This is a genomic window from Escherichia sp. E13S3 (assembly GCF_004212325.1).
GTDB lineage: Bacteria > Pseudomonadota > Gammaproteobacteria > Enterobacterales > Enterobacteriaceae > Escherichia.
Genome location: NZ_RHJR01000018.1, coordinates 334,783 through 355,253 on the forward strand (window position 1 = coordinate 334,783; position 20,471 = coordinate 355,253).

The 20,471-nt window shown below is 41.9% G+C and carries 16 protein-coding genes; 8 read left to right on the forward strand and 8 right to left on the reverse strand.

What is annotated here, in order from left to right; genetic code table 11:
- Positions 1-843 precede the first annotated feature (843 nt).
- The 6 genes from D9597_RS19225 (at position 844) to D9597_RS19250 (ending at position 7,983) form a co-directional block, all read left to right on the forward strand.
- The gene (locus tag D9597_RS19225; protein WP_130224025.1) at positions 844-1,620 is read left to right on the forward strand and encodes an ABC transporter permease; all 777 of its coding nucleotides are present in this window, start codon (positions 844-846) and stop codon (positions 1,618-1,620) included.
- A complete protein-coding gene (locus D9597_RS19230) occupies positions 1,617-2,294 on the forward strand; it encodes an ABC transporter ATP-binding protein (RefSeq protein ID WP_130224027.1) in 678 nt (225 codons plus the stop codon). Before D9597_RS19225 ends, D9597_RS19230 begins: the two co-directional genes overlap by 4 nt.
- Before the next feature lie 234 nt (positions 2,295-2,528).
- Positions 2,529-3,881, forward strand: a complete 1,353-nt coding sequence (locus D9597_RS19235) for a CDP-glycerol glycerophosphotransferase family protein (protein WP_240780441.1) — start codon at positions 2,529-2,531, stop codon at positions 3,879-3,881.
- Positions 3,882-3,898: 17 nt separating this feature from the next.
- A complete protein-coding gene (locus D9597_RS19240; RefSeq protein ID WP_000789018.1) occupies positions 3,899-5,272 on the forward strand; it encodes a bifunctional cytidylyltransferase/SDR family oxidoreductase in 1,374 nt (457 codons plus the stop codon).
- A 576-nt stretch (positions 5,273-5,848) separates the two neighbouring features.
- Positions 5,849-6,682, forward strand: a complete 834-nt coding sequence (locus D9597_RS19245) for a hypothetical protein (RefSeq protein ID WP_240780442.1) — start codon at positions 5,849-5,851, stop codon at positions 6,680-6,682.
- A 341-nt stretch (positions 6,683-7,023) separates the two neighbouring features.
- Complete coding sequence (locus tag D9597_RS19250; protein ID WP_130224029.1) at positions 7,024-7,983, forward strand: hypothetical protein; 960 nt, start codon at positions 7,024-7,026, stop codon at positions 7,981-7,983.
- Positions 7,984-8,244: 261 nt separating this feature from the next.
- Here the strand turns inward: D9597_RS19250 and D9597_RS19255 are convergent, their stop codons facing one another.
- From D9597_RS19255 to D9597_RS19290, 8 genes are all read right to left on the reverse strand, one after another.
- Complete coding sequence (locus tag D9597_RS19255) at positions 8,245-9,477, reverse strand: capsular biosynthesis protein (protein ID WP_130224031.1); 1,233 nt, start codon at positions 9,475-9,477, stop codon at positions 8,245-8,247.
- A 34-nt stretch (positions 9,478-9,511) separates the two neighbouring features.
- Entirely contained in the window at positions 9,512-11,539 is a 2,028-nt protein-coding gene (locus D9597_RS19260) for a capsular polysaccharide biosynthesis protein (protein WP_130224033.1), read from the reverse strand.
- Positions 11,536-12,276 carry a 3-deoxy-manno-octulosonate cytidylyltransferase gene (gene kdsB / locus D9597_RS19265; RefSeq protein ID WP_130224035.1) on the reverse strand — a complete coding sequence of 247 codons (741 nt, stop codon included), beginning with the start codon at positions 12,274-12,276 and terminating at the stop codon, positions 11,536-11,538. Before kdsB ends, D9597_RS19260 begins: the two co-directional genes overlap by 4 nt.
- Before the next feature lie 9 nt (positions 12,277-12,285).
- On the reverse strand, positions 12,286-13,962 hold the full coding sequence (locus D9597_RS19270) for a polysaccharide biosynthesis/export family protein (protein WP_130224037.1): 1,677 nt from the start codon (positions 13,960-13,962) through the stop codon (positions 12,286-12,288).
- Positions 13,963-13,985: 23 nt separating this feature from the next.
- On the reverse strand, positions 13,986-15,134 hold the full coding sequence (locus D9597_RS19275; RefSeq protein ID WP_000905920.1) for a capsule polysaccharide export inner-membrane protein KpsE: 1,149 nt from the start codon (positions 15,132-15,134) through the stop codon (positions 13,986-13,988).
- 71 nt (positions 15,135-15,205) lie between these two features.
- Positions 15,206-16,189, reverse strand: coding sequence for a KpsF/GutQ family sugar-phosphate isomerase (locus D9597_RS19280; RefSeq protein WP_130224039.1), 984 nt, complete (start codon positions 16,187-16,189; stop codon positions 15,206-15,208).
- A gap of 722 nt (positions 16,190-16,911) precedes the next feature.
- Positions 16,912-17,247 (reverse strand): lysozyme inhibitor LprI family protein, encoded by a 336-nt coding sequence (locus D9597_RS19285; RefSeq protein ID WP_130224041.1) that lies wholly within the window; start codon positions 17,245-17,247, stop codon positions 16,912-16,914.
- Complete coding sequence (locus D9597_RS19290; protein WP_130224043.1) at positions 17,244-17,735, reverse strand: hypothetical protein; 492 nt, start codon at positions 17,733-17,735, stop codon at positions 17,244-17,246. The genes D9597_RS19285 and D9597_RS19290 overlap by 4 nt, the downstream gene beginning before the upstream one ends.
- Before the next feature lie 643 nt (positions 17,736-18,378).
- On the opposite strand from D9597_RS19290, the gene tssB reads away from it, so the two are divergent.
- Positions 18,379-18,876 carry a type VI secretion system contractile sheath small subunit gene (tssB, locus tag D9597_RS19295; protein ID WP_130207941.1) on the forward strand — a complete coding sequence of 166 codons (498 nt, stop codon included), beginning with the start codon at positions 18,379-18,381 and terminating at the stop codon, positions 18,874-18,876.
- A 33-nt stretch (positions 18,877-18,909) separates the two neighbouring features.
- Positions 18,910-20,457, forward strand: coding sequence for a type VI secretion system contractile sheath large subunit (gene tssC / locus D9597_RS19300; protein ID WP_130207939.1), 1,548 nt, complete (start codon positions 18,910-18,912; stop codon positions 20,455-20,457).
- Positions 20,458-20,471 lie beyond the last annotated feature (14 nt).

The window sequence follows — 20,471 nt, forward strand, 5'->3', positions numbered from 1 at the left end:
AAAATTCCTGGAGATAATCAGAGAGGGAATTTCAAATAGTATAATAATTTCCCAAGAAACTATTCGTCGATTTTAGGAAAAGTCTGCTCAGGTATATCTACCGAGGGATAATGCTGGCTGTAACGCTGGTTAAAATAAATACACAAAATAATCAAGATGTATATTTTAATCGACGAAAATAATTACTTCCGGGATTATTGATGCGACTTAAATAACACCATTTAAATGTGATATAAATCACAAATATGGCTGTGAAGAGGGTGCTGTAGATATAAATGAGAAGTACATGAGTGAATTTTAAATAGGGAAATAGTTTCTCGCTAAACAATTTATTGGTAATCAATCGCATGCGTTCTGGTTTGAGACAGATTGCAGGTGTTGCTACGCATAAAATTCATAGGTGGTATTATAATCAAGTAGTTAACAGTAATAGTAAAAAATAATTTCTTGCGAAATTAGCAGCCCATTTTGAATAAGTGTGTTCCGGAGTAATTCAGAACGCATGCTGCTTTACGTCTTTTTCAAGCCATATTGGTTAAGCAAAAAGAGGTAGAAATAATTTCCTGAGAAATTAACTCTACATTCTGAAATGGCCAGTTTTCTGAAATTACCAGAAGACCGAATACATTCATGCCTGAAGAATGGATTAGAAGAAACGAGACGGAAATAGATCTATTTATCCCTGTGGAAATAATTTCTGCTGAAATTGTTTGCGGCTATTAAAAAGGTCAAACCGTCTGACTGAATTTTATCCAGTTACAAACAAGTATTACCTCCAGTGTATTGGTAGCTGTTAAGCCAGGGGCGGTAGCATACCTGAAGAGAATAGGATCACATCACCAAATGGCAAGAAGTGGATTTGAAGTCCAGAAAGTCACCGTAGAGGCATTATTTCTACGAGAAATACGAACACGCTTTGGTAAGTTCCGTCTGGGATATCTGTGGGCGATTCTCGAACCCTCTGCGCATTTGCTGATACTGTTGGGCATTTTTGGTTACATTATGCACCGCACGATGCCAGACATCTCATTCCCGGTGTTTTTACTTAATGGCCTGATTCCCTTTTTTATCTTTAGCAGTATCAGCAATCGTTCTGTAGGTGCTATTGAAGCGAATCAGGGTTTGTTTAATTATCGACCAGTAAAACCCATCGATACGATCATTGCGCGCGCACTGCTTGAGACACTGATTTACGTTGCTGTTTATATATTGCTCATGCTTATCGTCTGGATGGCAGGCGAATATTACGAAATAACAAACTTTTTACAACTTGTGCTTACCTGGAGTCTGCTGATCATTCTTTCATGTGGCGTCGGCTTAATATTCATGGTCGTTGGCAAAACCTTCCCTGAAATGCAAAAGGTCCTGCCGATACTGCTTAAGCCGCTGTATTTCATCTCCTGCATCATGTTCCCTCTACACTCGATTCCAAAGCAATACTGGTCATATCTACTCTGGAACCCATTAGTGCATGTCGTAGAGTTAAGCCGCGAGGCAGTTATGCCTGGCTATATCAGCGAAGGCGTGAGTCTGAACTACCTGGCAATGTTCACTCTGGTCACCCTGTTCATCGGTCTGGCGTTATACCGAACGCGTGAAGAGGCAATGCTGACATCATGATTAAGATTGAGAATTTGACGAAGTCATATCGCACGCCAACGGGTCGACATTATGTCTTTAAGGATTTAAACATCGAAATCCCTTCAGGAAAAAGTGTCGCCTTTATTGGTCGTAATGGTGCGGGTAAATCAACGTTACTGAGAATGATTGGTGGCATTGACCGCCCCGATAGCGGAAAGATCATCACCAATAAAACGATATCATGGCCAGTCGGCCTTGCAGGTGGATTTCAGGGAAGTTTAACCGGACGCGAAAACGTAAAATTTGTTGCGCGGTTATACGCGAAGCAAGAAGAACTGAAAGAGAAAATTGAGTTTGTTGAAGAATTTGCCGAACTCGGTAAGTACTTTGATATGCCGATTAAAACTTACTCCTCAGGTATGCGATCTCGCCTGGGCTTTGGTTTAAGTATGGCATTTAAGTTTGATTATTATATCGTCGATGAAGTAACCGCAGTCGGTGATGCCAGGTTTAAAGAAAAGTGCGCTCAATTGTTTAAAGAAAGGCATAAAGAATCTAGTTTTTTAATGGTTTCACATAGCTTGAATTCATTGAAAGAGTTTTGTGATGTGGCGATTGTGTTTAAGGATGATAATGCGGTTAGTTTTTATGAGGATGTTCAGGAGGGGATAGATGAGTATAGGTGTGAAGGTATATTAAATCCATTACCATAAGTCATATATTGATGATGTAAAAAAGAGTTATTACAAAATCGATCTAAAGCATTTATCTTATATATTATAAAAATACACTTTAATTGTGTATAGTAAAATAAGATGAGTATGCCTTTGTTGAGCAAAAAAATGTAAAATGTAATGGTGTTTTTATTAGATGTCACATCTTAAGATAAAAATATTTTATGCATTCATATTTTAAATCATTAATTGTTTTTGAAAAGGAGTTGGAGCTTGTCAAAGTTAAGCAAGTTAGTAACAAAGCCTGATATGTTCTTCAGAGATATGATTAAGAAAAGACGTGGGGATACAATAAAAGACTCAAATAATAAAAAACAACCTGATAAATCAGAAAAAGTCAATATTGTTTCAAAAACACCTAAGTTGGCTGAAAAAGATAAGAAAAAAAACATTACTAATAACTTAGCTAAAAATGAACCTAAAATGATTACAACAAATATTAGGCTGTTTACAAAAATAAACCACTTGATACATACGGGAGAAGGTATAAATTGTTCATTTCATATTGAACAATGGATCGGTGAATTTATATCCTCAAATGAAAGGTTTGCATTATTAATTAGAGACATTAATCTTTATAATTGGGCTATTACAAAATATCCCAATGTGGATATTGTGTATGCAAAGTCAGCCATCGCAGTGGAACAGGTTCTGAATCAGTTACCATATCTTAAAGCAATTTACTATCTTTCTAATACTGGTAATTTGATTCATACTCTAAGATATAATATTTACCAACATATATTTTTAGGACATGGCGATAGTGATAAAGCAGCAAGTGCGCATAAGTTTTTTAGGGTGTATGATGAAATTTGGGTAGCAGGGCAGGCACATATTGATAGATTTAAAAATGCAGGATTCAATGTAGAACATATAAAGTTTGTTAAAGTAGGGCGTCCTTCCTTAAAGCAAATTGTAAAACAATCTGTTAGTAATAATAATGTGACAGAACATATTATTAAAACACTAACTTACTTTCCAACATGGGAAGGTGCTTTTGAGGAGAATAATTATTCATCAGCTAGATTGTCACCTATATTTCTCTCTGAATTACAACAAAAACTTAATTGTAAAATAGTAGCTAAATACCATCCACTTACAGGCTCACGAGATAAAACATTAGAAACGATCCAAGATGCATTACAAAATAGTTTCATAGATCGTTCTTGCATGCTTTCAATTGCTAACAAGTCAGAACCGATACCCAACTTGGTTGTTAACAGTGATTTGTTTATTTGTGATATTTCAGCTGTAGTAAGTGAATGTATATCTTCATTATCTCCAATTTTTATTTATATTCCTGAAGATCGTAATGTGATTACTTCTGGAAGTGATATGCATTATTCTGATTATGCATACACCTTTTCAAATATAGAGCAGTTGATGCAACTAATAGAAAACATAATTATTAATGGGAATGATCATCTAGCTGAAGCCAGATATAAAGCATTAGATTATCTTTTGAGTGTAAATGAAACAGTAAACGATGCATTTTTAAATGAACTTAAGAGAATAAGTTCAACTGTTTCAGAAAAAGAAAATAAACGTGAATTTGTCATTCAATAAAAATAAGGTGGTTTAATATGAAAAATATTGCTGTTATTCTTTCTGGTGGTTCAGGTGCGAGATTTGGAGGAACCTTACCAAAGCAGTTTACAAAGTTAGCAGGAAGAGCAGTTATAGAATATACTATCGATGCTTTCGAAAGAACAGAGTTAATTGATGAAATTATTATAGTTTCACAACCAAATTACACTGAACTGACATGGGATTATGTGAAGAAAAACCAATGGAATAAAGTTACAAAAATTTTTAATGGAGGGAAGGAGCGATTTGATTCAACATATTCAGCGTTACAAGGCTTGGAAGGCGAAGACGATAATTGCAATATCCTTTTCCATGATGCTGTAAGACCATTAATCGATGAGACAATAATTAGTAATTGTATCGAATCTCTGAAAATTTTTGAGGCTGTAGATGTTGTTATTCCATCGGCAGATACCTTAGTCGAGGTCTATGATGACGGATGTATTTCTAATATACCAAATCGCGCACTAATGCGGAGGGGCCAAACACCACAAGCATTTAAGTTAGGAACAATAAAATTGGCATATCAACGTGCAATTGCTGAAAAGCGGTTTAGTTTTACGTGTGATTGTGGTGTTGTTCGATCAATGGTACCTGGTGTCCGGGTTGCTACAGTCATGGGGACTGAAGCAAATATGAAAGTAACACAACCTATTGATCTTTTTATCGCAGAAAAATTACTTCAGGAAGCGAATAAAATATCTTTTTCTACAGGTGATGATTTAAGTTTTATTAAAGGGAAAAATATTGTCATCTTTGGTGGGAACAGTGGTATTGGATTGGAAATACAAAAGGAGGCAATTTTATTAGGCGCAAATGTTGAAGTTGCAAGTCGTTCTTTCAATAATGTTGATATTGCTAATATCGAGAATATAGAACACTTCCTTAATAATGTTAATGAAAAGTTGGGATCAATCGATTATATAATAAATACAGCTGGTGTTTTGATAAAGAAACCAATTGATGCACTTACATTTAATGAAGTGAATTCTCTAATAGGCATTAATTATGTTGGCGCTGTTAATATAGCTATCGCTGCAAAAAAATATTTAAAAAAATCTTCAGGGATGCTATTGAATTTTACATCAAGTTCGTATACTCGTGGACGTTCTTATTATGCTCTTTATTCATCTTCGAAGGCTGCAATTGTAAACTTTACCCAAGCAATTGCAGAAGAATGGACCTCAGACAACATAAAAGTTAATTGTATTAATCCAGAAAGAACTGCAACACCGATGAGAACATCGAATTTTGGCGTTGAACCAAGCGACTTGCTTCTTGACCCCAAAGATGTTGCCCTTACAAGCCTTAAAGTGTTAGGCTCAAACAGAACAGGGCTTATTGTTGATATCCGTAAAGATGGAAGATGATTTGTAATTGATAGAGAATTATACGGGTGTTAATTAACCGGTGGGCAATTAACAAACGCTATATCACAGGTAGTGGCTAATAATCATTTTACAGATAGTAATCATAAATGATTAATCATTAAAGTTATTAATTAAACAAAAATGATTAGTACTATAAATTTCATTATGCTACTACCTTATTTAAATTATGTTTATTTATCATGGCCTAATATAGCATGTAATTATCAATGTTTTACTTATAACATGACTGTTTTTGAGTTTTAGTTATTGTAATAAACGATCTGTAATTTAATATTCTTAACAAAAAATGGATGAATGTATATTTCATTTAGGTTTTCCATAAAGCATTATAAATTTATTTTTTTTACAAGATTTTACTACATTTTTTTATTAAGAATGAGATTTTAAATAGCATTGCTCCAGATAAATTGCACCAATAGTTATTGGTTTGTGTTTTTATAATTGTTAAAGATAAACCTGCTGGTCTTTTTAATAACATTTATAAAATATTAAACCCTGTGAGATATCATAAATAAATAGATATTAATATGACAATAAATACAAGGGGCATACATTATGTCCAATAATAGCCTATATTATATATATATAGATACAAAGATAAAAGGTGCATTTGAGCAACTTATTCGTTACTTTCAATCACAAGTATTTAATAACAAGGATTGTATTAGTGTTTTTTGTAAATATTATAAGGAAATAGAACATTTAGCTGTCGAGGTATTTAATAAACATAATATAACGTTTAAGTTTATTAAAAAAAATTCAGATCTATCCTTTATCAAGGGAAGGATTGTATTTTATTTGTTTAATGCACAGTCCAATTGTCGTGTCGTAGCCAATAGAGATCTTATCCATGTTTTTGTAACTCACGGCGAGAGTCATAAGCTAGCCTCTGTTAAACCAATTATTAGAATCTACGACTATGTAATTACATCAGGTGATGTTGGAGTTGATAGATATTTGAAATCAGGTATATTCACTCAGTACGATATCAACAATGGGAAAGTGCTAAAATTAGGCGATACTTTTATCGGTAGCAATATTTTTAAATACGAATCAAATTCGCATAGTCTTGTCTATGCCCCTACATGGGAGGGTGGAGTTCCGGAAGAAAATTATTGCTCGATTAGTATGTCTATCGCAAAAAACATAGATAAATTCTGTAAAAAAAATAACATTAAAAAAATTTTTATACAACCTCATCCTAATTTAGGACATAGAGATGCAAAGTATCGATATTATTTGAATGAATGCATTGATTTTTTTTTTGAGATCAAATTTAACTGTTTTCTTGGTAGAGGATGGATTTGTGCGACAATATTATTATTTTGTTTTTTGGAAAGGCAGAAAAAAAAAGGTAGAAAATATCGGCGTTTCATTTGCAATTACTGATATTTCTGCTATGGAGGTACAGTTTCACTCTCGAAGAATTCCATGTAGCGTAGTGCTAAAAGAAAACAAGGCGGAAAGAATACATATCCCCAAAAGAATGCTGCCGTTTTATAAGAATATTTTATTTGATAAGGTGGTGTGTAATTCAAGTATTCCATCATGCCCTAATGATATAATTGATTACATGATATCTTATTCCCTGCCTACGTTAAAACATAAAACATATTCTGAGAGAATACAATGGCTATGTAATTATGTGCATGAAGATAAGAAAATAAAGACAAAACTCCTAGAGTCAATATATTAAAATATTCTTGTTGTCAGGATGATGATTATTTTTTATGAATGCGATTAAGAATTTATATCTCTTGTTGTTGTTATTGTTGTGTTTTAATGTTAAGGCAAGCATCACTTCTGATAAAGATGTTATTATAGATGATAATTATATATTTAAAAAAATAAAGCTACATCGGTTGGGGAAAGGTAAGAATAACGTTACTCAAGGTCTTGTGATTGATGATAAAACTGATGGTCTATACACACTACATGTAACAGGGAAACCAGAAAAAGGAGTTGTAAATCATTTTTTGCTTGTTGACGAATCTAATAAAATTACGGCTTGTTCTTTTCAGAATCCTACGGATTTTATAGGTCATCAAGGTTTAACTTTTGATTATAGCAATGGGTATTTAGTTTCTTCGGCTGGTGATGCATTTAGTTACAAGGGATGGTTTATCACGCACTTTAAATATCAGCAGCAAGCGTTTCCGTATGATATGAAATTTACAAAAGTATTCGATAGACCATATAATACTCGTGTTAGTACAATGCCTGTTTTAACCTTAGATGCTAAATATTTAATAGTAAGAAGTAAGTTGAATGGTAGAGACTTATTAAGAGTCTATAATAGTGAAGAAGTTAACTTTCGAATCGAGAGTGATATTTCATCAGAACAAAATATAGAATGGTTTATCGATGCAGGTTTAACCAATGATAATTATGTACTGCAAGCCATTACCGCTGATAATAAATATATATATTTGTTGAGTGGGGGAGGGAATAGAGAAAACAAAAGAATCTATATTTACACGTTAAAAGGAGAGCTTGTAAGAAAGTTTAATAATGTAACAGTAGGGAAAAAAGATTCTCTTAACAGTGGCAAAGAAAAACATTGGGAACCTGAAGGTTTAGCTATTGATCGCAAATCAAAATCATTGGTTATCATGTATGCTTTTGGGGATCATAAAAAAAGATTTGCTCAATTATATTATATTCCTTTAGATAAACTTATTGATGAGTGATGATAGTAACAATATTTTCATATTTGATGATTATAAATGTGTAATGCTAATAACTTCGTCATATTTTCGTGTGAATACTAATAAAATAAAATTTCTACAAAAATAATTGATTGGTGTATAGATTATACTTGTATCATTTATAGATAATAACAAAATTACATCTTGGATTTTTAACTTGGCTTGTGGATGGTTGTTGTTTATATTTGTAACATTAAAATGGCATCATTTTAATAATTGTTTTGTGTTGTTTATTATTATATTTCATACTTGACACGACAAGCTCTGAATATATTTATCCAGTTTTATCTTGTTAAAAATCATCTCCCCATAATAAACCCCATTAACCTGCGTCTTCACCAATAAATACCCTCGAAACTTCTTAAACAGTTTCATATCCGGTTTAAAATCGGCCTGCCAGAACTGGTGCAAATGCCCTTGATACGTCAAGCCCTTGATGTCGTACAGGGCATTGCCCATCACTTTGAGTGGTTTGTTATGAATCAGTGCAGAGATCCCCGCCGTACTGTTAATCGTCACCACCGCTTTTGCGTGGCGTAATAATTCCGGCATCGGGAGATCGTGCACGTATATGACTCGCTCACCTAAGCCATATTCCTTACTCAACCGCTTAATTAATGGTCGATAGAGTCTGTGACCACGATCCATCGGATGATGTTTGATCACCAAATAACTTTCTTTAGGCGCTTTACGTGAAAATGAGTACATGACTTCATTAATATAGTCACGCACATCGTTATAATTGCTGTGGTTGCGAATCTGGCTATCGTTATACACCTGCAAAACGGCAAGATAATAACGCTGGTCCAGCTCGTTCATTAACCTCGGCAATACCTTACGCTGTGTTACCTTGTAAAGTTGCTTGCGCCAGTATGCACGAACCCAGCAACGAGCCTCATACCAGGGGGAAAACGATTTGTGGTGGCGGTAGCGAGGGAACTCATGACGGTAATGCCAACCCATCAGGTAATACCACATCGCATGGCCAATACGTTTCATCGTTGAAGGTTTTAAATTCTCAACGTGCGGCGCAGGCATATCTGGCAACTTACGATAAAAATCTGGATCGCGCGGTAGCGATGAATATGCGTTCACTCCGCCTTCTTCCACGGTTATAAATTGCGGGCGTAAATATCCTTCTTCAAATGCCAGAAAGCGGATGCCTTTCGACTTTGCCCACCGTTTTGCTTCTTTGTGCAATGGGCGGCAGTCACCAAAGCAGAGGATGGTATCAAAGTCATATTGTCGGTGGAGATCTCGCAACCAACCGGGAAACTCTTTCGGCGTTTGGTAGTAAGCTAGGTATTGTCGATGGCGGCAGTAAAAACGATCCCCACCGTTGAAGACAACATTCACAGCGTTACGGCCTAATGACTCTAACCATTCGGCGACGTCATTGAAAAAAGGTCCCATCGGTCCCTGCAATAGCAGATATTTTTTACCCGATAATAAAATGGTTAGTGCGTTGTCTTGCATAAATAATTTGCGTAATAGTCAACTATGAAATTGTTTAGCCAAATCTGACCTTGCAGAACATAATTAATTTGCGGTAATAGCGTATTACCCGCCCCGCTTTTTTTCGGGTAATAAACATCGGCTTGCGCGGCGTCTGGATTAAATATTCCGCAGCTTCCTCAACCGTAATAGGTTGTAGTCGTGTTGGGTGGATATAGGTTGGATAAACAATCAACGCCTGATAGATCAAGTCTGCTAGCGTTAATCTGCGCTCGCGGCGCGGGCAGTGATGTTCATCAACGGTTAAACCCCAACCGGCATAGAAGGGCAGGCCGTAACAATGAACTTGTTTGCCATGTAATAACGCTTCAAACCCGGACAATGATGTCATGGTGTGCACTTCATCTGCGCGCTGAATGCATTGAATAATATCTGCGTCCAGTGCCTGATAATCAGCAATTTCAGCAATCAGTTCTGCCGGAATATCGCCCTTGCGATTCCCCACCAGTACATCCGGGTGCGGTTTATAAATAATGTAGGCGTGCGGATTACGCTCGCGTACTGTGCGTAATAACTCAAGGTTGCTCTTAATCGAGACAGTGCCTGTTTTAATAGATGCATCGTCCTCTACCTGACCCGGTACCAGGATGATTTTTTTACCTTTGGACTCGGCAGGCAGAGAGAAATCGGCCCCCAGGTTGTACTTGCTCAGTTTGCTTTCAACCAGGCGTTGCTGTAACTTCTCAGCCCGCATCTGCTGCGCCAGCGTTAGCTGGCTATGGTTAAGCAGCTCTTCCAGGTCGCTGGGGCGCGTGGCGTCATAGTAGATCCCGCGTTTATCCAGCACTAACGATAGCGGCGGTAACAGGTCAGAGCCAAGCCCGGATGAACGCAGAAAACCATCTTCCATTCGCCATAATGGCAGTGATTTTCGCTGCGCTTCGGCCTGCCATTGCTGTTCTCCTTTTACACCCCATACCACGCAAGCGGTGGCGGCAGTACAGCGACGTGTAAAACTCAGTCGGTTTGTCGCTGTTCGCAAGAAAGGTTTCAGGATCGCCGACTTCCACAGCGTTAAGCCTGGCGCCCATAAATAGCCATTACGCTGTTGCTGATGGCTGCGCTGTAATTGTAGCCATTGCAGCACGGTAAACAGATCGCTCGCGGCCCCCGTTTGCGGGTCGATATAGCGACAGTAACGCAGGTATGCTGCGGCAAAAAGTTCTTCCCGCGTGGCAGAACCGCGTCGGGCAGATAACAAAGCGGATTGCGGATGACGATCGTCGGTTAAGCCCCAGCCTGCATACCAGGGCTGACCGAAGCATGTCACTGGTTTTCCTGCCAGCAAGGCTTCAAAGCCGTATTGGGAGGTCACGACGTAAACCCGGGAAACGTGTCGCAACAGCGACTGCGGGCTGACATTCTCGGCAATCAAACGTACTCGTTGCGTGGCGCGCAGATCGGCGAAATAACCTGTTTTCTTTCCTTCAAGTACATCTGGGTGCACCTTCACCCAAATTTCGGCTTGAGGATTTTCCGCCATCGCGGCTTCCAGCATGGCAGCAAACTCATGCGGGCCAGCATTGCCATACGTCACTGACATATCATTAAATGTCTGATCGACAACCAGAACGATGTTTGTACGTTCTGACTCATCAGCCACAAACGCAGGCGCCAGGTTATATTTCGACAAATCATCGGTCACGATGGTGTGCATCGCTTCTCTGGCCTGATCAGCCAATGCCGCATTTCCGGCTTTATCCTGTACCAGTTTCTCCAGCGCCGAAGGCTTGCTGGCATCGTAGTAAATGCCGGAGTCGTCCACCACCAAAGAAAGCGGCGGCGCGCCATTGACGCCAAGATCCAGCGAACGCACAAATCCATCTTCCAGACGAATGATGGGTTTTCCCGCTGCTTTGGCGATGGCGACTGGTTTCGCCGCGCTGGGGCGATGCCCCCACACGGCGATAGCATCGACGTTTTGCGGAACAGGACGCAGCAGAGAAAGTTTCTGGCACGGTTGCGCCAGAAATTTCTCCAGATGCGGAATACGCCAGATGCCAGGCGAGTAAATGCCAATCATGCGTTTTCAGCCAGTTCCTGTGCCATCAGGGCGCGCACCTTTTCAAGGCATGCCGGGGTGTCGACGCCCGGACCGGTTGCGGCAACCTCAAATGTGCGAATGTTGATCCCCGCGTTCATCAACCGTAGCTGCTCCAGTGATTCCGCCTGCTCCGGCATGGACTCTGGCAATTGACTGTAGTTTTGCAGCACATCGCGACGATAAGCGTAAATACCGACGTGTTTCAGGTAGCGCGCTTTTTCAGCATTACGCGGATACGGAATCGGCGAACGGCTGAAATAAAGTGCATCCTGGCGGGTATTCACAACCACTTTTACCGTGCTGGGTTCAGTCGCTTCTTCGGCAGAAATCGCGTGGCATAGCGTTGCCACCGGCAACGCGGGATCGTCACGCATTCCTTGCAGCAGCGTTTCTACATCCTGCGGGCGAATCATGGGTTCGTCGCCCTGCAGGTTAATGTAGATATCTGCCTCGACTTTATGCATCACTTCGACCAGCCGATCGGTGCCGGATTCATGATCGTTGCGCGTCATGATGGCTTTCCCACCAAACGCCTGCACGGCCTGTTCAACGCGCGGGTCGTCTGTTGCCACCCAAACTTCCGCAACGCCCGCCACCTGTAACGCACGCTCGTAAACATGCTGGATCATCGGTTTGCCAACAATATCGAGCAGTGGCTTACCCGGCAGGCGCGAGGAGCCGTAGCGGGCCGGAATGACAATAACTGCTTTGCTCATTTCAATTCCTTACAAAGACAGAATCACTTTTGCACCCACCGCCAGCTGATAGAGGATGGTGGAAATACCACGGGTAACTTCAATGTTTTTCGATTCATATTTCGGCAGAACCATAATCTCATCGCCCGGCTTGAGTGAATCCACATCTTCCGCGTTGACGGCTGCACCGTTCTGACGAATGACGATAATTCTGGCGTTACCCGATTTTTGCGTCAGGCCACCGCATTTCTCGATGTAATCCTCGGTGGTCATTCCCTTCTGCCAGCTCACCGCGTTCGGGAACAGCACCTCGCCATGAACCATAACCAGCGATGTTTTCTCCGGAATATTGATGACGTCGCCATCTTCAAGCAGAACAGAATCAATATTGGATTCGTTGAGGATCACTTCACCTTTCGGAACCACGGTGCGCGCTTTCGCCACAAAGCGGCTGATCAGTTGCGCTTCCTGCATTCGCAGGCTGGCTTCTTCTTTGGTGGAGGACTGGGCGGAAAGAGATGCTTCCTCCAGCTTTTGCAGCGAGAGATTCAGCATCTCTTTCTGCCGCTGGGCCACTGATGGGCGATAAAGCTGAACCGCGTTCATCTGCGACATGCTGTTCGGGCGGACTTTTTCCAGAACCGCACGCATGGTGGAGCCATAAGGCAGCACCATGGCATGTTCACCAGAGTGCGCGCCTTCAACCCGCACCTGAATGGTGCCGGCATAGCGGTCAGTGCTGACGATTAAGGTATCGCCATTTTGCAACATACGGCCTGGCGCTGAGCTTATCGGATAGTATTCGCTACGTTTTTGCAGTCCCTGTTTACGCATAATCGTAATGTGAGTCGCGCCAGGCTTAGGGCGCGCCCAGCTCAACGCTTCCGTTACGGGAATGCTGCTTTCGCGGAACTCAAAGTCGTAGCTGTTAAAGACATCGCCCTGAACGCTGAAAGTATGCTGACGCGGCCCGACGATGATGGTGTCACCATCGGCGAACTGCGAAAGCCCCAGTTTGCCGTTCAGCAGGAAGTCGTACAGGTTGACGTTGGAGCGCACGCGGTTGCTGCGCTTGACCACAATATCAACGTAACTTCCGCGCTCTGGATCAACGCCGCCAGCCTTGATCAGATAATTGAGTAACGAATCAGACGTCACACCACCATACAGACCAGGATTACGCACAAATCCGGTCACGTACACTTTTACTGGCTGCGCCTGTAATAAGGAGGCGTAGACGTTGACGTTGGACTGGTACACTTCCTTCACTTTGGATGTGACCAGGGTATTTAACTGACTATTACTGACGCCAGCAACTTTCACCGGACCAACGTTCGGCAGGAAAATATTACCTTTGGGATCAACCTGTAACGCACCATCAAAGGTGAACGCACCCCACAAGCGAACCTGAATGCTATCGCCCGGATTCAGAATATAGTCAGGGTTGAATCCTACCGTCGCACCGCTATCCGCGCTGGTGCCGTTGAAAAGTTGAGCACCAAACATACGGCTCATTACCACCGGCGGTGCGGGCGGCGGGGTATTGTCGAAGCCGCTCATGTTTTGCGTATCCGACTTTTGTCCGCTCAGAATACCGGGCAGTGGTGCGGCTCCTGTCAGGTTTGGGTCAGCGTTAATATCAATGGCCGCGCTGGCCTGCGCCGCGTGACAGGCGGCAATCAGTAAAATTGATTTAAATAATTTCATCACAAACTCATTCAGCGACAGCGTTAATCTCGGTGATCTTCAATAACAGCCAGCAACAGTTTCAGGGTGCCGAACAGCAGGCAGCACACCAGTAACCAACAGGCGATCAAATAAGGGATGTTTGGAAAAGAGGATTCCTGCGGCAACTGTGGCGAACTGATCACAGACAGCACCTTGAGCTTACGAGCCGCTTCTACACGGGTCTTTTCAATGGAGGTCAGCGTCAGTTTGTAGAGCTCGGTGTTGAACTCTACTTTTGATTTGATTTCTTCAAAATCCACCGCCATACGGTTTAACTTGTCACCCTGTGGCGCTGTGATTTTGCTTTTTTCTTCATCGATTTGTGCCTGCAATGACTGAATCGCATTACGCGCACTCACAACTTGCGGGGCGTCCTCGCGCAGATACGTCAGCAAGTTCCGCAGGTCCGCTTCCATCTGGATCTTCTGGCCCATCAGCGTATTCACTAACGTGCTCGCTGCCTGTGCCTGTGCCTGCGGATCCAGAACGTTGTTGTTGTCCTGATAAGAGAGCAGTTCCGCTTTGCTGGCGTCCAGACGCTGGCGTGCCTTTTCCATTTCCGTTTCCGCAAAGGCAAGCTGGTCACGCGCAATGCGATGTGACATCTCATTGATAAAGCGCTCTGACTCTTTCAGCACGGTCTGGTTAAACTTAAGCGCAAACTCCGGGCTAAAGCCCTGCGTCTGAATATTGAGCAATCCGGTTTTATCGTCATACGAAACGTTGATACGGTCCTTGTAGTACTTCAGGAAGCCTTCTGCGGTTTCATCCTTGCTAAGATGATTAAGAAAATCGAGCCCGCTGTGGCTAAACGCTTCGCGAAAATTCAGTTGCTTATCTAACGCTGCCAGCATATCTGGAGAGTTGATGTACTCTTTCAGATATAACGCATCCTCTGCGGAACTCGGGTTAGAGGCACCCAACAGCAGACCAAAATTTAAGCTGCCACTGTTTAAATCATCTGAGCGTTTAATGGCGACTTTCGACTCGCTCATATAGCGAGGCTGGCTGAAGATAGCCAGATAGATCAGCAGCACCGCCATCGGTGCCAGAATGATGATTTTCGCCAGGTGTTTTTGGATATCTGCCAGTGAGATGGCAGACAAACGAGCACGCATCCAGGATACGGCTGACTTCACTTTTATCAACATGTAACGATTATCAGAGTTTCAGTGGGGCGCAAATTCAATGAGAGACTTAACTCTCGCGCCCTGTTGCTTAATTAGTCGAAAATGCGCACAAGACCAGTGACTTTGTTCGTCTTGTTGGTCACCAATAACGTCGAGACGCGGTGTTTTTGCATCTTTTCTTCCGCTTCGATGATCATGGTTTCTTCTGGCAACGTCAGCGGTTCACGCGTCATCATCTGCGCCGCCGTGGCGGATGTCAGAGAATCTTCTTTTTCCATAAAGCGACGCAGGTCACCGTCGGTGATAATGCCCGCCAGCTCGCCTTCTGCGTCTTCTACCATCACCATTCCCTGGCAACCGCTGGTGATACGTTGAATCACCGTTTTAAAGGGTGCATCCAGATGAACCGAAGGGACATCATGTTGCATGACATCCGCAACGCGGGTCAGCAGGCGACGGCCTAATGAACCGCCCGGGTGATAGCGCGCAAAATCATTCGGCATAAATTTGCGTTGGTGGATCATGGCAATCGCCAACGCATCGCCGATCGCCATGGTAAGCGTAGTGGACGTTGTTGGTGCAAGATTATTCGGGCAGGTTTCATTCGCCATGTGGAGTTCCAGCACGGCATCGGCATTTTTCGCCAGCGTGGAATTTCCATTATTGGTAATGGCGATAATTCGGTTGCCGAAATTCTTCAGTGACGGGACGAGCTTGAGGATTTCATCTGTTTCGCCGCTGGCAGAAATAAGGATCAGAAGATCATAAGGCGTAATCATGCCCAGATCGCCATGGAAAGCTTCTGCGGGATGAATAAAGAAACTCGGCGTACCCGTAGAGGCCAGAGTCGCAGACATTTTTCGACCAACATGCCCTGATTTACCCATTCCCGAAAGAATAACGTGTCCTTTACAATTAATTATCAATTCAAGAGCACGCTGGTACTGAGTGGAATCCAACTGTTTGGACAAGTTTTGTAATGCAGCACCTTGTTCTGCCAGAGTCTGGCAAACCGAGGTAATTAAATATGGATCGATAGTACTGCTCTGGTCATCAGGGAAATGTCTTTCAGACATATCAACTCCTTTGCTCGGAAATAATGCCATAGTCACAACAAACCCGAACCAACAATAAATTATTGATATTAAATCAATTGGTTATAACAAAGTGTTTTAATGAATATAAAACCATGGTCAGCCCATGTGCTTATGTTGGGCTTATCACCTTCTTATTAAGTCGCAATGTCTCGTGGAAGTGCGAAGATGCTGCAATATTACAGGCGAGAAGGGGGAACCAAATTTTGCCCACCTATTTAACACACACCTACATTATGAACAAGGAATTTAGGATTTTTATCAATCATTAAAATGTTTCGCGATTAACTATTAAGTCGAAAAACAATTTAGTAATTGATTGTTTGCTTATAAAAAAAGAACGTATGTCACTGTTATCAATAAATAAAACACGTCAGTAATGGCGATGATATTTTGTGATTAACTATTTAAGCTGAATATAATAAACAGGTTGACAATCCCCCTGTAAAGCAGAAGAGAATAACAAATTTTTTGCGGTGAATATTGACCAGCATGATAGTTTTGCGATTGATTATTTATGGCGATAAATATGTTTTTAAATCAAACAGGGGCGCATTTATCACCGTATATATTTTCCGTGGAAACTATTATTAAATTAAAAAATAATGACGGGGATTATCATTCGCTAACCAATAACTGTGCACACTGATAAGGAAGTGCCTCGCATGAAGGCACTTCCAACAACCAACGAGCCCACTCTGGATTCAGAGTGGTTTGTTAATCGCGTCATAAAGATGGTTCAACGTTGTTAATCGCTTTCTGTATATTTCTCTCAGGCAGGGTTTGTCACTGCCACAACGGCGTCGTTCTGCCAGCCACTGTGCCTGTGATTCTTTTAGTTCCCCGGCGGCACCCATTGCGTAAAGCCCGTGGAGAAATTTGTATTTAACGCTCATCTCCACATCCATATCATTGAGGGTACGCGATGCACAAATCGCTTTTTCATCCGCACTGCGGGCCAGCCGACAGTCAAAACTGGCTGCCGTGACAGAGAAAACAGGCAACGTAATGATGAGAAATGCCGTAAGTATATTTTTCACTGGTTGGCTCCTTCAGATCGGATAACTGGCCCAGGAGCCATGGTCAGGGCTCTGTTTCTCGTCAGCCTGAATCCTGTTGCTTCCCCGGTTTTTACTGACAGTTGACATTCGTAGTGAAACGGCGTCCAGCTAATCCCCCTGCGGTACTGGCCATTGCCTGTCAGTAGTGCAGGTGAGAGCAGTCGCTGCATATTATGTTTTCCCTGATCGAAAATAACCTTATCTACGTCGGGGTACTGCTTCTGCAGCTCTTTTAGTGCGAGCGGTCGGCAAATAAATTCGGCTACGCGCTGAGCTTCAGTCCAGTTGTTATTGACAAAATTACGGTCATTCTTCCCTTTTACCTCACGATTGATAACGCTATTCAGATGTTTTACCTGGACAGAGTTCAATGTGACGTTCGTTGCAAATGCAAATCCGGTATACATACAGGATATCGCAGTAATAACAACCAAATACTTACTAATCCGAAATACTCCATTACGCATAAGTACCTACTTTTACTGTGCAATTACAATGTCTATGTGAATATAAGTGGTGAAAATAAATAATTTGCTGCGCTGCATCAATGTTTATGCTTAATCAGAGTATTCCTGAAGGTGCTTCTGGATGCAAAAATGCAAAATTCCGATTACCTGAAATAAAAATATTAATAAGTAAATCTTCTTTCTACGGTATTTAACCTAATAGAAACTGGTTTGACTTTAAGCTGGAGCGTGCAAAGAGGAAATGCCAGTGCATGGTGAATATTCACGGTTTACTATAGTGATAGATTTTATATACAAACGAATTACTTCGATATTACATCGCAAAAACACTCAGGGCTGCCGCCTGAGGATCATGAAGAATGTTGTTATATAATAAGTCAGCATTTCGCACTTCGTATAATCTGGGTTAGGGTATAAAAAATAATGTAGTTACGTAATGAAAATATAATTCAGAACATGTATAAAGTCGTTTTTTAATTGCTTGATATGTCTAAAATTATTCTTGTTTTTTGGCATATTTCTTATTGTTTTTTATATTCAATTTATTGATCTATATTGTTTTTTTGAAATTGATATTGCCCTAGTATCCGGTTAAGGAAATATTGTTGTTAATTTGACTTTAACTGAATTACGTGAGGGAACTATGAGTGACAGTTTTCAGCGGGAGATCCCGAAGGCCCGTATTAATCTAAAATTAGAACTGCATACAGGTGGCGCAAGCAAAAAAATGGAATTACCCCTTAAGCTACTTATTGCGGGTGATTTTAGTAATGGTCAGGAATCCGCGCCATTATCAGAGCGTAAAAAAGTTAATCTTAACAAAAATAACTTTGACGCAGTCCTTTTTGATTATTCCCCAAAAGTAAATCTTATCGTTAAAAATACGCTTGCTGATGACGATAGCGAAGACAGCATCAAACTGACATTCCGCAGTATAAAGGATTTTTCCCCGGAACAAGTCTCCCGGCAAATACCACAGCTGAAGGCCATGCTTTCCATGCGTAATTTACTTCGTGATTTAAAAGCAAATCTTCTGGATAACCAGGCTTTCCGCAAAGAACTGGAAAATATTCTGCTGGACCCGGCATTAAGCGCAGAACTCAGAGCCGAACTCTCAGCCCTGGCCCCAAAACAGCCATAACGATCATGACGATTTAACGGATTAATAAGGAATATGTTGATGTCTGTAAATAATGAGAATGCCACTGCTGGCGAGAGTGTGGTCCTTGAACGTCCTGTGGCAAGTGGAGTTTATGCGTCCCTGTTTGAAAAAATTAATCTGAGTCCAGTCTCAGAGTTGAGTGCACTGGATATTTGGCAGGATGCACAGGCGATGTCGGATGCAACCGCGGATGAACGTTTAACGGCCGGGATGCAAGTGTTCCTGGAATGTCTGACTAAATCCGGCTCTAAAGTTGAAAAGCTCGACAAAAATTTGATTGACCACCATATCGCTGAACTGGATTACCAGATAAGTCGCCAACTTGATGCAGTTATGCATCATGAGGCCTTTCAGGCGGTAGAAAGCCTGTGGCGGGGCGTGAAATCGTTGGTTGATAAAACCGATTTCCGCCAGAACGTGAAAGTTGAACTGCTGGATATCTCTAAAGAAGACCTGCGCCAGGATTTTGAAGATAGCCCGGAAATTATCCAGAGTGGTTTGTACAAACACACATACATCGATGAGTATGACACGCCGGGCGGCGAGCCGATTGCCGCGCTGATTTCCTCTTACGAGTTTGATGCTTCTGCGCAGGACGTGGCGCTGATGCGTAATTTGTCAAAAGTGTCTGCTGCGGCACATATGCCCTTTATCGGTTCTGCGGGGCCGAAATTTTTCCTGAAAGAGTCAATGGAAGAGGTCGCGGCCATCAAAGATATTGGTAACTACTTTGACCGCGCCGAGTACATTAAATGGAAAAGTTTCAGGGATACGGACGACTCCCGATACATGGGGCTGGTCATGCCTCGCGTGCTCGGCCGTTTGCCGTATGGCCCGGACACAGTACCGGTACGTAGTTTTAACTATGTTGAAGAAGTGAAAGGCCCGGATCACGATAAATACCTGTGGACCAATGCCTCCTTCGCTTTTGCGGCCAACATGGTGAAAAGCTTCATCAACAACGGCTGGTGCGTGCAAATCCGTGGCCCACAGGCCGGTGGTGCAGTGCAGGACTTGCCCATTCATCTGTATGATCTCGGCACGGGTAATCAGGTAAAAATTCCGTCAGAGGTGATGATCCCGGAAACCCGCGAATTTGAATTCGCAAATCTTGGATTTATTCCCCTGTCGTACTACAAAAACCGCGATTATGCCTGTTTCTTCTCGGCGAACTCCACGCAAAAACCTGCGCTCTACGACACTGCTGATGCCACTGCTAATAGCCGCATCAATGCGCGTTTGCCGTACATCTTCCTGCTGTCGCGAATCGCTCATTACCTGAAGCTGATTCAACGGGAAAACATTGGTACAACCAAGGATCGTCGTCTGCTGGAACTGGAGCTTAATACCTGGGTTCGTGGTCTTGTGACAGAAATGACCGATCCGGGCGATGACTTGCAGGCTTCTCACCCGCTGCGTGACGCGAAAGTGCTGGTGGAAGATATCGGGGATAACCCAGGCTTCTTCCGCGTGAAACTCTTTGCTATCCCCCACTTCCAGGTGGAAGGGATGGACATCAACCTATCACTGGTTTCCCAGATGCCAAAAGCCAAGTCGTAAGGCGAGGGGAAATC

Bases quoted from the DNA above. Each gene is read 5' to 3' on its own strand.
- D9597_RS19225 (WP_130224025.1), top strand. From the start codon at position 844: ATGGCAAGAAGTGGATTTGAAGTCCAGAAAGTCACCGTAGAGGCATTA.
- D9597_RS19230 (WP_130224027.1), top strand. From the start codon at position 1,617: ATGATTAAGATTGAGAATTTGACGAAGTCATATCGCACGCCAACGGGT.
- D9597_RS19240 (WP_000789018.1), top strand. From the start codon at position 3,899: ATGAAAAATATTGCTGTTATTCTTTCTGGTGGTTCAGGTGCGAGATTT.
- D9597_RS19245 (WP_240780442.1), top strand. From the start codon at position 5,849: ATGTCCAATAATAGCCTATATTATATATATATAGATACAAAGATAAAA.
- D9597_RS19250 (WP_130224029.1), top strand. From the start codon at position 7,024: ATGAATGCGATTAAGAATTTATATCTCTTGTTGTTGTTATTGTTGTGT.
- D9597_RS19255 (WP_130224031.1), bottom strand. From the start codon at position 9,477: ATGCAAGACAACGCACTAACCATTTTATTATCGGGTAAAAAATATCTG.
- D9597_RS19260 (WP_130224033.1), bottom strand. From the start codon at position 11,539: ATGATTGGCATTTACTCGCCTGGCATCTGGCGTATTCCGCATCTGGAG.
- kdsB (WP_130224035.1), bottom strand. From the start codon at position 12,276: ATGAGCAAAGCAGTTATTGTCATTCCGGCCCGCTACGGCTCCTCGCGC.
- D9597_RS19270 (WP_130224037.1), bottom strand. From the start codon at position 13,962: ATGAAATTATTTAAATCAATTTTACTGATTGCCGCCTGTCACGCGGCG.
- D9597_RS19275 (WP_000905920.1), bottom strand. From the start codon at position 15,134: ATGTTGATAAAAGTGAAGTCAGCCGTATCCTGGATGCGTGCTCGTTTG.
- D9597_RS19280 (WP_130224039.1), bottom strand. From the start codon at position 16,189: ATGTCTGAAAGACATTTCCCTGATGACCAGAGCAGTACTATCGATCCA.
- D9597_RS19290 (WP_130224043.1), bottom strand. From the start codon at position 17,735: ATGCGTAATGGAGTATTTCGGATTAGTAAGTATTTGGTTGTTATTACT.
- tssB (WP_130207941.1), top strand. From the start codon at position 18,379: ATGAGTGACAGTTTTCAGCGGGAGATCCCGAAGGCCCGTATTAATCTA.
- tssC (WP_130207939.1), top strand. From the start codon at position 18,910: ATGTTGATGTCTGTAAATAATGAGAATGCCACTGCTGGCGAGAGTGTG.